Origin of the sequence: Kitasatospora sp. NPDC091257, from assembly GCF_044757675.1 — a bacterium.
GTDB classification, from domain to species: Bacteria; Actinomycetota; Actinomycetes; order Streptomycetales; family Streptomycetaceae; genus Kitasatospora; species Kitasatospora lactacystinica.
Window position 1 is genome coordinate 1 of record NZ_JBIVVI010000156.1, and the last position, 10,950, is coordinate 10,950.

Genomic DNA, 10,950 nt, shown 5'->3' on the forward strand with positions numbered 1-10,950 from the left:
CGAGACCCCGACCCCGACCCCGACACCCACCCGTACGGGGAGCCCCACCGCCGCGCCCGCGCCACCGCTCGACCACTACGCCGAGAACCACGGCTTCAAGGCGCCCCTCCAACTGCGCGGCCGGAGCCGCTGCGACGGACTGGCGGCCGTCCAGCGCGTCAAGGAGGCGCTCGAACCGCTGCGCACGGCCAACGACTACACCCCGGAGAGCGCCCGCCTCCGGCTCACCGGCCTCGGCTACCCGGCGGACAAGGTGCGGGTGCAGGGCATCGGGCGGACCACGGTCGGCTTCACCGTCGAGGCCACCGGGATGTGCCTGACCGGGACGATGATCCCCGACTCCACCAGGGCGGAGGCGTTCGCCGGCTACCCGGACGGCCGCGGCTGCGAGGAACCCCGGGGCGGACACTGACGCCCACCGGGCGCGCACCGCAGGGCAGTTGGCGGCGGACGGTTGCGGCGAACCGTGCGGGAAAGGATCATGGCCGGCATGGTGCGACCGAGGAACGTCGTCGACTGCGGGTCCTTCGCGCTGCGGCGCTGGCAGGGACAACGGGACTTCGCGGCGGCCTTCACGCTGATCGAGGAGTCCCTGGCGCACCTGCGGCCCTGGGAGCCGTGGGTGGCCCGGCACGACGAGGAGCACACCCGCGCCCTGCTCACCCGGTGCGACACCTGGTGGGCGAGCGGCGAGGTGTACACCTACGCGATCACCGAGGACGGCGCCCCGGTCGGCATGTGCCAGGCCGTCCGCGCGGACGGGCCCGGCAGCCGGCGCGTCGGCTACTGGCTGCACCCGGCCGCCACCGGCCGGGGCCTCGCCACCCGGGCGGTGGCGGCCCTGGCCGAGGAGATGTTCGCCCTGCCGGAGGTGGACCACCTGGAGATCGTGCACGACCGGGCCAACACCGCCAGTGCCGCCGTCCCGCGCCGCCTGGGCTTCACCGAACTCCGGCGGGAGCCGGCCGCGCTGCCGCTCGCCCCGGCCGGCAGCGGGACCGCCGTGGTCTGGCGGCTGAACCGCCCCCAGGACGCCACCGGAGCGTGAGTCGGCCCCCGGGGGTGCTGCCCGGGGCCGGCTCACCGAGCCGCGGTGCTCAGCCGACCGGCCCCGTCGTCGCGTGCGGCGCTACCGCCGGTTCGAGCAGCGACAGCGTCCGCTGCTGTGCGTCGAGGCCGACACGGATGCCGACCGGCATCGGCAGATTCGGGCCGGCATGCCCGAAATCGACGTTGCCCAGGACCGGGATGTCACGGTCCCCGAGGACGTCGAGGACGATCTCGCGCAGCGTCGGGGACGCGCCGGGTTCGAGTCCGCCGATCTCGCGCGGAACGCCCACGACCATGCCGGCGATCCGATCGAGGATGCCGCTGTGTCGCAGCACCTGCAGATAGCTCCACACGTACGACGCCAGGCCGCCCATCTCCTCCCAGAACAGCACCGCACCGTCGAACCGTTCGAGCGGCAGCGCGAAAGGCGTCGCCTGCGCCAGCACGATGCGATTGATCAGCCCGCCGATCAGCCGCCCTTCGGCGCGACCGGGACGCCAGCACTCCCACGACGGGCTCGCGGGCAGCGCACCGATCGCCTCGGTGCCGGTCAGCAACCCGGAGTAGAGCTTCTCGAGTTCCGCCCGGCGCGCCGCGGACACGGACTGCCAGTGGCCGCCGAAGCCCGGGACGGCCATGTCGGCGTGGAACCCGACCAGCCCCGTGCGCGCGTGGAGCACCAGATGCAGCAGCGAGATGTCGCTGTAGCCGAGGATCGGCTTGGGGTCGGCCCTGACCGCCTCGACGTCGATCAGGTCGAGGTAGCCGAGCGCCGTCTGGCCGCCGTCACTCGCGACGATCGCGCGCACCTCGGGATCACGCAGAAGACCGTTGAGCTCCCCGGCGATCTCCGCCGGCGTGGCCGCGCTCCACCAACGGCGGCGTCCCGCTTCGAGGAGCGGAGCCCGACGCACGCGGAATCCCATCCGTTCGAGCACGACCACCGTCCGCTCGACGTTGGGCTCGTAAGCGGCCGGCAGCGGACCGGACAGCGATGCGATGACCACGAGATCTCCGGGCCCCAGGGCACGCGGTCGAAGCAGTTGCGGCAGTGCGGAACCAGTCATGGCGGCAGTGTCTCCGGTGCCACGGGCAGGTGCACGCGATTTTGCCGAGCTTCTAGCCGAAGCGGGGCACCGCCGCAAGGACGACCTCCGACAAGTGGAGGCCGCATCTTCCGTGACGGCATGGCAAAGGCGGCGCCCCCCGGCGCGGATAGGCTCCGGACGACCGACACCTTGATCACGATCTCCGGATCGGAGAGGGCGCCAGCACGTGAGCATCCAGCAGATCACCCCCAAGCAGCGGGGCTACCTGATCGTCAACTCCCACCCGGCCGGCAGCGCGGCGACCGTCGACCGCCAGTGGCAGCGCATCGCGCCCGCGGCGCCGACCGGCCGGTCCCCGGTCGCCCTGGTCCTCGGTGCCAGCGCCGGATACGGCCAGGCGCTGCTGCTCGCCGGGCTGCGCCGCCAGGGCATCCGCGGCATCGGCGTCGGCTACGAGGCCGCCGCCACCGAGCGGCGCACCGCCACCGCCGGCTGGTACCGCACCGCCGCGACCTCGGCCCTGGCCGAGCGGAGCGGGGGAGACTTCACCTTCGTCAACGCCGACGCCTACGCGGACGCCACCCGCGCCGAGGTGCTCAAGCTCCTCGCCGAGCGCTACGGCCCGGTCGACTACCTCGTCTACTCGCTCGCCTCGCCCCGGCGCACCGACCCGGCCACCGGCGAGGTCCACCACTCGGTGATCAAGCCCCTCGGCTCGCCGTACACCTCGCCGTCCCTGCTCTTCGAGGACGGCGCCCCGCGGATCGGCACCGTCGAGCTCACCCCGGCCGACGAGGCCGAGCGGGCGGCGACCGTCAAGGTGATGGGCGGCGAGGACTGGCGGCTGTGGGTGCGGGCGCTGGCCGACGAGGACCTGCTCGGCCCCGGCTTCACCACCGTGGCCCTGTCCTACGTCGGCTCCGAGATCACCGCGCCGGTCTACCGGCAGGGCACGATCGGCGCCGCCAAGGAGCACCTGGAGACCACCGCCCGTCAGCTGCAGACCGAACTGCTCGCCGACCGCGGCCGGGCGTTCACCGTCGTCGCCGGTGCGGCCGTCACCCAGGCGTCCACCGCCATCCCCTCCATCGCCCTCTACACCTCGCTGCTGCGCGTCGTCCTCGGCGAGGACGGCTGGCGCACCACCGACGACCAGGCCGTGGACCTGTGGGAGCAGCTGACCGGCGCGAAGGAGCTCACCCTGGACGGGCAGGGCCGCATCCGCCTGGACGGCTGGGAGCTCGACCCCGCCGTGCAGGACCGGGTGCGGGAGCTGTGGGCCGACCCGGCGGGCGCACTGGCCGCCCAGCCGGACGGCGCCGCCTGGTTCTACAACCAGTTCCGCCAGCTGTACGGCTGGGACGTCCCCGGCGTCGACTACACCACCGGCGTCGAGACCTCGGTGCCCTGGCCCGAGTGACCCGACGGTGCGTCCACGGCGGCCCTGATGTGCTCCGGCAGCTGCTCGTAGGCGACGGGTTCGCCGCACAGCCGCCGTACGGAGGCCAGCCCCAGGCCGGCCTGCCCGGTGGCCTCCACGAGGGCGCGGGGCGCGACGTAGAAGTCCCACTGGCCGATGTCCAGCGGGTCGTAGTCGTCGTGGGTGCGCGCGGTGTGGAGGGCGAAGACGTAGACGTCGGCGTTGTAGGACTGCTCCGCCGCGTCTCCGTCCTCGGGCGACCAGGTGCGGCCGCGCAGCCGGGAGAAGCGGATCTCCGACAGCCGGCGCTGACCCCAGGCCTGGAGGTAGGCGCTCGTCTTCACCTCGATCCTGAGCCCGTCCGGCGCCAGGACGTCGAAGCTCTCCCACTCCGCGTTGCGCCGGACCGCGCCCACCGCCCGGTGGACCAGGAACTCGGCCAACAGGCCCCGGGTGGTGTTCGTCCGGAGGTCGGGGATCGCGTAGCGCCAGAACTCCAGCACCGTCCCGGCGTCCGCCCCCCGGAAGGCCTCGCCGCCCTGGAACGGTGTCGGCTCGGGCGGGGTGTGCCAGTCGGCGGGCGCGGCGGCGGGGTCGGAAGTCATCGCGCCAGCCTGCCACCCGCCGGGCCGGGGGTGCTTGCCCGGGCCGGGGCGTGTCGGCGGCGGTGGATCAGCCGGGCTCCTCCAGGAGCAGTTCCAGCAGCGGAAGGGCCGCCTCCAGCGCACGGCACTGTTCGGGCGTGAGCCGGGAGCTGCGCCGGGCCAGCAGGGCGGTGCGCTCGCGGCGGATCCGGGAGAGGGTCTCCAGCCCGAGCGGGGTGGGGGCGAGCAGCTGGGAGCGTCCGTCCTGCGGGTCGGGGCTCTTGGCGACCAGGCCGTCGGCGACCAGCGGGGCGACGGTGCGGACCATGGACGGGACCGCCACGCCCTCGCGGGCGGCGAGTTCGCCGAGCCGCAGCGGACCGTGCTGCTCCACCCGGGCCAGGGCGGAGAGCTGGGCGGCGGTGAGGTCCTGGTCCCCGGAGGCACGGACCAGCTGGCGGTTGAGCCGGCCTATCGCCAGGCGGAGCCGGACCACGGACTCGGCGGAGAGCCCGTCACCGTCGGCGCTCACGGTCCGTGCTCCTTCGTCGGCGCCTGCGGAGCGGTGTCCGGTGGCTCCGCCGCCGCTCGCGGCCCGGCGGCCGTCGCCCCGCAGGCCGTCGCCCCGGCGGCGGGAGCCGGGGAAGCAGTCGTTGCGGAATCGGGGGCCGCGGCGGCGGGCCGGGGCCGCCCGCGGACCAGCGAGGCGGCCGCGGCGACCAGCGACATCGCGATCGCCAGCCAGAACACCACCACCAGTCCGTCGTGGAAGGGCCCCGAGATCAGCTGCGGGAAGAACTCCCGGCCGGTCAGCGTCCGGACGTTGTCCGGCGGCAGTTGGCCGAGCACGTGCGGGCCCAGGAGCTGCTGGATCGGGTTGTAGCCGAGGAAGGCCGCGAACAGCGTGCCCACCGGCGGCAGCGACGCGATGCTGCGGGCGTCGGCGGCGGGCACGCCCTGGGCGGTCAGGCCGGCGGTGAGGGTGTGCGGCAGCGAACCGGCCAGACCGGCCACCATCAGGGAGAAGAAGACGCCGATCGACAGCACCATGCCGGCGTTCTGGAAGGTGGCCCGCATGCCGGAGGCGGCGCCGCGGGCCGCGGCCGGCACGCTCGACATGATCAGCGAGGTGTTGGGGGCGGCGAACAGTCCTCCGCCCAAGCCGTTGAGGAACACCAGCAGGGCGAACCACGGGTAGCCGAAGTCGGTGGGCAGCAGGAGCAGCCCGGCGAAGGAGAACGCCATCACCACCAGCCCGCCGGCGGCGAAGAGCCGGGCCCCGGCGCGGTCCGACAGGTAGCCGGCGATCGGTCCGGCGGCCAGAAAGCCGACGGTCAGCGGGACGAGGTAGATGCCGGCCCACAGCGGGGTGTCGGCGTAGTCGTAGCCGTGCAGCGGCAGCCAGATGCCCTGGAGCCAGATGATCAGCATGAACTGCAGCCCGCCGCGGGCGATCGAGCCCAGCAGGGTGGCCGCGTTGCCGCCCGTGAAGACCGGGTCGCGGAAGAGCGAGAGCGGGAACATCGGCTCGGCGGTCCGGGACTCGACCAGGCAGAAGACGGCCAGCAGCGCCACCCCGCCGAACAGCCCGGCCAGCACCCAGGGGCTGGTCCAGCCCATGGTGTGGCCGCCGTACGGCTGGATGCCGTAGGTGATGGCGGCGAGCAGGGCGGTCAGGCCGACGGCGAAGGTGACGTTGCCCCACCAGTCGATCCGGGCGGGCCTGCGCACGCCGGTGTCGCGCAGCGACCGGTAGGCCCAGACCGTGCCGAGCAGGCCGATCGGCACATTGACCCAGAAGATCGAGCGCCAGTTCCACTCGGCCAGCAGCCCGCCGAGGACCAGGCCGATGAAGGATCCGGCGATGCCCGCGACGATGTTGACGCCGAGCGCGGTGCCGCGCCGGTCGGCCGGGAAGGCGTCGGTGATGATCGCGGCCGAGTTGGCCATCAGCATGGAGCCGCCGACCGCCTGCACCACCCGCCAGCCGATCAGCCAGAGCGCGCCCGCCCCGCCGTGCAGCGGATCGAGGGAGAGCGCCACCGAGGTGAGGGTGAAGATCAGGAAACCGGCGTTGTAGATCCGCACCCGGCCGTGGATGTCGCCCAGCCTGCCGAGGGTGACCACCAGGACGGCGGTGACCAGCATGTAGCCCATCAGCATCCACAGCAGGTAGCTGACGTTGCCCGGCCGGAGCGGGTCCAGACCGATGCCGTTGAAGATCGCGGGCAGCGAGATCAGCACGATCGACGCGTTGATGGTGGCGATCAGGGTGCCGAGCGTGGTGTTGGACAGGGCCACCCACTTGTACCGGGGGTGATCCGGTTCCACGGCGGTACGGGCCGGGCGCGGCCGCCCGGTCCTGCCGCCGCCGGAGAGTCGTGTCGCCACCGCTGCCTCCTGCCGGCCGACCGGGCCGGGGCCGGCCGGCGGGTCGGAGTGGGAATTCGATAGCTTCCGCCAACTAACGATAGTCCGAGGGCTGTTCGATCGGTAGACCGCCGGCGGCGGAGCGGCGGGAGAGCGGTACGGCGGGAGGCAGGTGGGCGCGCGCGGCCGCCGCCCGTCAGCCCGCCGCCGTCCCGGACGGCTGCCGCCGGCCGCGGACCCGGTCCAGCAGCAGGACGAGGAGTACGGCCAGCAGGGCCGCAGCCAGTGCGTACACCGGCAGCCAGAGCGTGGTGGTGGCGGACAGGCAGTCGGCGACGGCGTGCCGGGCCTGCTGGTCCTGTGCGGTGGCCAGCGCGACGCCGTCCCCGGCGGCGAGGTCGCCGAGGGCGGCCTGCGCCTGCAGCCGCGCGTAGTCGCCCAGGTGGGGGCAGTCGCGGCGGGTGCCGGGCATCGGGAACAGCCAGGACCAGCGCTGCATCGCGGGGGCCAGGGCGAGGGCCACGGTCAGGCCGATGACCAGCGCGTAGGCGGCCAGGCTCCGGGCGTAGCCGGCTCCCGCGTCCGTCGCACGGGCCGGCGGGCGGGTGGAGGAGAGGACCACCGCGAGGAGGGTCAGCCCGAGGTAGGTGGAGAACCACTGCCACGAGCCGGAGGAGAGCGAGAAGGCGAGCACGGCGGCCAGCGCGGTGCCCAGGACACCGGCCCGGGGGCTCACCGCGAGGGTTGGAGCGGGCCCCGGGCCGGCTCGGCGGCTGCGGTCGTCCATGCGCTTGCTCCCCTGGCCGGATGCGGGCCACCAGTCTCGGGGGGCGGCCGCTCCGGGGCCCCGCACCATGCCGGTCCGCCCGCCGCCTCGCCCGGTTGGCGGGCGGCAGCGGCCGGCGGACCGTACCCGGGCCCGTGCCCAGGGCGGAACCTCCCCGTGTCCAGGGACGGCCCGGACCGGGGCTCAGGCCAGCTCGGGCGGCCACGGGCCGTGCGCCGCCACCTGGGCGCGCAGCCCGCGCAGCGCCTTGGCGGAGGCGATCCCGACCGCGCCGGTGACCAGGCCGTCGCGGACGCAGACGGCGGCGAAGCGGTGCTCCTCCAGGCTGCCGTCGACGACCTCGAACCGTTCGGCGCCGCCGGGCCGGCCGAACACCTGCACCCGCAGTCCGTACTGGTCGGTCCACAGGTACGGGACCGGCCGGTAGGCCTGCCGGACGCCGTCCGGTCCGGCCAGCAGGTTCCGGGCCGCGTGCATGGCCTGCTCGGTGGCGTTGGTGCGCTGTTCGAGGCGCCGGTGGCGGCCGGTGCGCGGGTCGGGCCAGGAGGCGGCGTCCCCGGCCGCCCAGACGCCGGGGCCGGCGGCGCAGTAGGCGTCGCAGACCACGCCGTCGTCCAGCGGGACGCCGCTGCCGGCCAGCCACTCGGTGGCGGGCTCGGAGCCGACGGCCATCAGCACGGCGTCGGCGGCCAGTTCGGTGCCGTCGGCCAGCCGGACGCCAGCGGCCCGGCCGCGCCGTTCGAGCAGCCCGGTGGCCACGCCCCGGTGGAGCCGCACCCCGTGCTCGCGGTGCAGGCCGGCCAGTAGCGCGGCCGTCTCGGTGCCCAGGACGGCGGCGAGCGGCGTGGCGGTGGAGGCCAGCCAGGTCACCTCGGCGCCGAGCCCGACGGCGGTGGCCGCCGCCTCGGCGCCGAGCAGTCCGCCGCCGACCACCAACAGCCTTGTGCCCGGCCGCAGTTCCTCGCGCAGGGCGAGGGCGTCGGCGAGGGTGCGCAGCACGTGCGCCCCGGGCCGCGGTGCGTCGGCGCCGGGCAGCCGGCGCGGGCGGACGCCGGTGGCCACGACGACGGCCTCGCAGCGCACTCGCCGGCCGTCGGAGAGCCGCACGGTGCGCTCCCGGCGGTCCAGCCGCTCGGCCCGGACCCCGAGGCGCAGGTCGAGCCGGAGCCCGTCCAGCGCCTCGGGGCCGCGCAGGGCCAGGCGGTCGGGCTGCCACTGCCCGCCGAGCAGGTGCTTGGACAGCGGCGGCCGGTCGTACGGCGGCTCCGGCTCGGCGCCGATCAGGGTGAGCCGGCCGTCGTAGCCGGACCTGCGCAGCGCCTCGGCGGCGTGCAGCCCGGCCGCGCCGGCGCCGACCACGGCCACCTCCCGCAGTGCGGTCACACCTGCTCCAGGTGGATCGCCGCGGCCGGGCAGACGGCGGCGGCGTCCTGGACGGCCCGGTGGAGCTCGGCGGGCGGTTGGGCGTCGAGCAGGACGACGATGCCGTCCTCGTCGCGCTGGTCGAAGACGTCGGGGGCGGCGAGCACGCAGTGCCCGGCGCCGCAGCACTTCTCCTGGTCGATCCGGACGAGCATGGTCTTCCTTTCGGAGCGGGTGCCCCGGGGAGGTGAACTCCGCGTAGGGGCAGGTGGGTCGACGGGGTCGTGGGGGCTCCCGGGGGAGCCCGGGTCACCAGGCGATCGGCAGCTCGTGGACGCCGTAGACGAGCATCTCGCCGCGGAAGCGGACCTCCTCGAACGGTACGGCCAGACGCAGTTCGGGCAGTCTGCGCAGGATGGTGGCCAGCGCGATCTGCAACTCCAGGCGGGCGAGCGGCTGTCCGAGGCACTGGTGGCTGCCGAAGCCGAAGGCCAGGTGGCGGCGGGCGTCGCGGGTCAGGTCGAGCTCGTCGCCGCCGGGGAACTCCCGCTCGTCCCGGTTGGCGGTGTTGACCATGCAGATGACGCCCTCGCCCGCCGCGATCCGCACGTCGGCCAGGTCGACGTCCTCGGTGGCGACCCGGGTCACGCCGGAGTGCACGATGGTCAGGTAGCGCAGCAGCTCCTCGACCGCGCCGGGCACGGACTCGGGGTGCTCGCGCAGGTGGTCGAGCTGGTCGGGGTTGCGCAGCAGGGCGAGCACGGAGAGCGCGGTCATGTTCGCCGTGGTCTCGTGTCCGGCGATCAGCAGCAGCCGGCCCATGTCGCCGATCTGCTGGGTGCTCAGCTCGCCGCGCTCCACCAGGCGGCTGAGGATGCCGTCGTCGGGGTGGGTGCGCTTGGTCTCGGTGAGCCCGACCAGGTAGTCGGCCAGCTTGGCCTGGGCGTCGGCGACGTCCTCGGCGCTGGACTCGCGGCGCAGCAGGACGCGGCTGCACTCCTGGAAGAAGTCGTGGTCCTGGTAGGGGACGCCGAGCAGCAGGCAGATGACCAGGGACGGCAGCGGCAGGGCGAACTCGTGGACGAGGTCGGCGCCGGAGCGTCCGTCGGTCATCCGGTCCAGCAGCTCGTCGGCGATCCGCTGGATCTCCGGGCGCAGCGCCTCGACCTTCTTGATCATGAACTCGCCGGTCAGCATCCGGCGGAAGTGGGTGTGCTCCGGGGCGTCCATCCGGATGATGGTCGGCCGTCCGGTGTTCAGCTGCCGGGCGCCCGCGCTGATGAACGGGTAGCCGGGCCGGGTGGAGTCGGAGCTGAACCGGGCGTCGGAGAGGACCGCCTTGACGTCCTCGTGGCGGGTGACCAGCCAGCTGGTGGAGCCGTCCCACAGGGTGACGCGGCCGACCGGCTCCTCCTGCCGGGCCTGGTCGTAGGCGGGCGGCGGGGCGAACGGGCAGGTGCCGCGGGCGGCGGGGTGGGTGAACCGCGGGGTCTTCTCGGCGGTGGCCATCAGTGAATCCCCTTCCGGGAGTTGAGCCGGGCCATATTTATGTGCCGAAAGCAACTAACTGAACGTCACGGTAGCTCGCGTTCCGTGGTGGCGGAAGGGCGTGCCGGGCGCCGGCCGAATCTGTCCGAAATCCGGCCACGGTTCCCGGCCCCGGCCGCCGCCCGAACCGGATCGCTACAGTTCCCCCATGTCGGACGAAGAAGACGCCGAAGACGATCGGACCACCGCCCGCGGGCCACAGAGCCCGGACGGCCTGGACGGCCTGGACGGCCTGGACGGCTTGGAGGACGTCCTGGCCACCCTGGCCTACCTGCTGACACGGTCACAGGAACACGAGCGCCGCACCGCCAAGGCCGGCATCACCGCCGCCCGCTCGGACGTCTACCTGCTGCGCGCGCTCGCCGAGCGCGCGGAGGCCAGCCGGGTGAGCGACCTGGCCGACCGCCTGATGGTCAAACCCTCCCACGTCACCCGCCAGATCGACCGCCTCCAGGGCCAGCAGCTGGTGGAACGCAGCCAGGACGCCCAGGACCGGCGGGCCCGCCAGGTGGCCATCACCCCCGGCGGGCGGGACGTGCTGGACCGTCTGAAACAGGCCAACATCATCGGGCTCGCCGACGCGCTGGACGGCGTCCCCGAGGCGGACGTCGTCACCACCGCCACCGTGCTGCGCCACCTCATCGACCGGTACGTGCACCGGGTGCGCACCACCGGAGCCGACGACGACCCGCTCCCGGACCGGACGGACGGCGCCGCCGGCGCACCGGCTCCGGCCACGGGGTCCAGAACCGCCGCGTACCAAGGCGGTTGAGCCGGGGG

General features: G+C 74.3%; 12 protein-coding genes. 4 read left to right on the forward strand and 8 right to left on the reverse strand.

Translation table 11 applies throughout. The features are described 5' to 3' along the window. Positions 1–412 (forward strand): hypothetical protein (locus ACIQOV_RS10170; RefSeq protein ID WP_401047020.1); only part of this gene is annotated, 412 nt, incomplete at its 5' end. Between the two features lie 78 nt (positions 413–490). Beyond that, complete coding sequence (locus tag ACIQOV_RS10175) at positions 491–1,048, forward strand: GNAT family N-acetyltransferase (protein ID WP_401047022.1); 558 nt, start codon at positions 491–493, stop codon at positions 1,046–1,048. A 49-nt stretch (positions 1,049–1,097) separates the two neighbouring features. Here ACIQOV_RS10175 and ACIQOV_RS10180 read toward each other — a convergent pair whose 3' ends face one another. Further along, positions 1,098–2,117 carry an LD-carboxypeptidase gene (locus ACIQOV_RS10180; RefSeq protein ID WP_401047024.1) on the reverse strand — a complete coding sequence of 340 codons (1,020 nt, stop codon included), beginning with the start codon at positions 2,115–2,117 and terminating at the stop codon, positions 1,098–1,100. A gap of 208 nt (positions 2,118–2,325) precedes the next feature. Between ACIQOV_RS10180 and ACIQOV_RS10185 the strand changes: the two genes are divergently transcribed. Continuing rightward, on the forward strand, positions 2,326–3,519 hold the full coding sequence (locus ACIQOV_RS10185) for an enoyl-[acyl-carrier-protein] reductase FabV (protein WP_401047026.1): 1,194 nt from the start codon (positions 2,326–2,328) through the stop codon (positions 3,517–3,519). Here ACIQOV_RS10185 and ACIQOV_RS10190 read toward each other — a convergent pair. From ACIQOV_RS10190 to ACIQOV_RS10220, 7 genes are all read right to left on the reverse strand, one after another. Beyond that, positions 3,477–4,124 (reverse strand): hypothetical protein, encoded by a 648-nt coding sequence (locus tag ACIQOV_RS10190; RefSeq protein WP_401047029.1) that lies wholly within the window; start codon positions 4,122–4,124, stop codon positions 3,477–3,479. The genes ACIQOV_RS10185 and ACIQOV_RS10190 overlap by 43 nt on opposite strands. Before the next feature lie 67 nt (positions 4,125–4,191). Beyond that, complete coding sequence (locus ACIQOV_RS10195) at positions 4,192–4,635, reverse strand: MarR family winged helix-turn-helix transcriptional regulator (protein WP_380351521.1); 444 nt, start codon at positions 4,633–4,635, stop codon at positions 4,192–4,194. Beyond that, positions 4,632–6,494 (reverse strand): MFS transporter, encoded by a 1,863-nt coding sequence (locus ACIQOV_RS10200; RefSeq protein WP_401047033.1) that lies wholly within the window; start codon positions 6,492–6,494, stop codon positions 4,632–4,634. The genes ACIQOV_RS10195 and ACIQOV_RS10200 overlap by 4 nt, the downstream gene beginning before the upstream one ends. A gap of 175 nt (positions 6,495–6,669) precedes the next feature. Continuing rightward, positions 6,670–7,260, reverse strand: coding sequence for a hypothetical protein (locus tag ACIQOV_RS10205; RefSeq protein WP_401047035.1), 591 nt, complete (start codon positions 7,258–7,260; stop codon positions 6,670–6,672). A gap of 183 nt (positions 7,261–7,443) precedes the next feature. Beyond that, positions 7,444–8,643: an NAD(P)/FAD-dependent oxidoreductase gene (locus tag ACIQOV_RS10210; protein ID WP_401047037.1), complete on the reverse strand. Its 1,200-nt coding sequence runs from the start codon at positions 8,641–8,643 to the stop codon at positions 7,444–7,446. Beyond that, complete coding sequence (locus ACIQOV_RS10215) at positions 8,640–8,837, reverse strand: ferredoxin (protein ID WP_401047040.1); 198 nt, start codon at positions 8,835–8,837, stop codon at positions 8,640–8,642. Before ACIQOV_RS10215 ends, ACIQOV_RS10210 begins: the two co-directional genes overlap by 4 nt. A 94-nt stretch (positions 8,838–8,931) precedes the next feature. Then, a complete protein-coding gene (locus tag ACIQOV_RS10220; protein ID WP_401047042.1) occupies positions 8,932–10,131 on the reverse strand; it encodes a cytochrome P450 in 1,200 nt (399 codons plus the stop codon). A gap of 187 nt (positions 10,132–10,318) precedes the next feature. On the opposite strand from ACIQOV_RS10220, the gene ACIQOV_RS10225 reads away from it, so the two are divergent. Further along, on the forward strand, positions 10,319–10,942 hold the full coding sequence (locus tag ACIQOV_RS10225) for a MarR family winged helix-turn-helix transcriptional regulator (protein ID WP_401047044.1): 624 nt from the start codon (positions 10,319–10,321) through the stop codon (positions 10,940–10,942). The last annotated feature ends 8 nt before the right edge of the window (positions 10,943–10,950 follow it).

What these genes read in the sequence shown, in the direction of transcription:
- ACIQOV_RS10175 (WP_401047022.1), top strand. Translation starts at nt 491, where the DNA reads ATGGTGCGACCGAGGAACGTCGTCGACTGCGGGTCCTTCGCGCTGCGG.
- ACIQOV_RS10180 (WP_401047024.1), bottom strand. Translation starts at nt 2,117, where the DNA reads ATGACTGGTTCCGCACTGCCGCAACTGCTTCGACCGCGTGCCCTGGGG.
- ACIQOV_RS10190 (WP_401047029.1), bottom strand. Translation starts at nt 4,124, where the DNA reads ATGACTTCCGACCCCGCCGCCGCGCCCGCCGACTGGCACACCCCGCCC.
- ACIQOV_RS10205 (WP_401047035.1), bottom strand. Translation starts at nt 7,260, where the DNA reads ATGGACGACCGCAGCCGCCGAGCCGGCCCGGGGCCCGCTCCAACCCTC.
- ACIQOV_RS10215 (WP_401047040.1), bottom strand. Translation starts at nt 8,837, where the DNA reads ATGCTCGTCCGGATCGACCAGGAGAAGTGCTGCGGCGCCGGGCACTGC.
- ACIQOV_RS10220 (WP_401047042.1), bottom strand. Translation starts at nt 10,131, where the DNA reads ATGGCCACCGCCGAGAAGACCCCGCGGTTCACCCACCCCGCCGCCCGC.
- ACIQOV_RS10225 (WP_401047044.1), top strand. Translation starts at nt 10,319, where the DNA reads ATGTCGGACGAAGAAGACGCCGAAGACGATCGGACCACCGCCCGCGGG.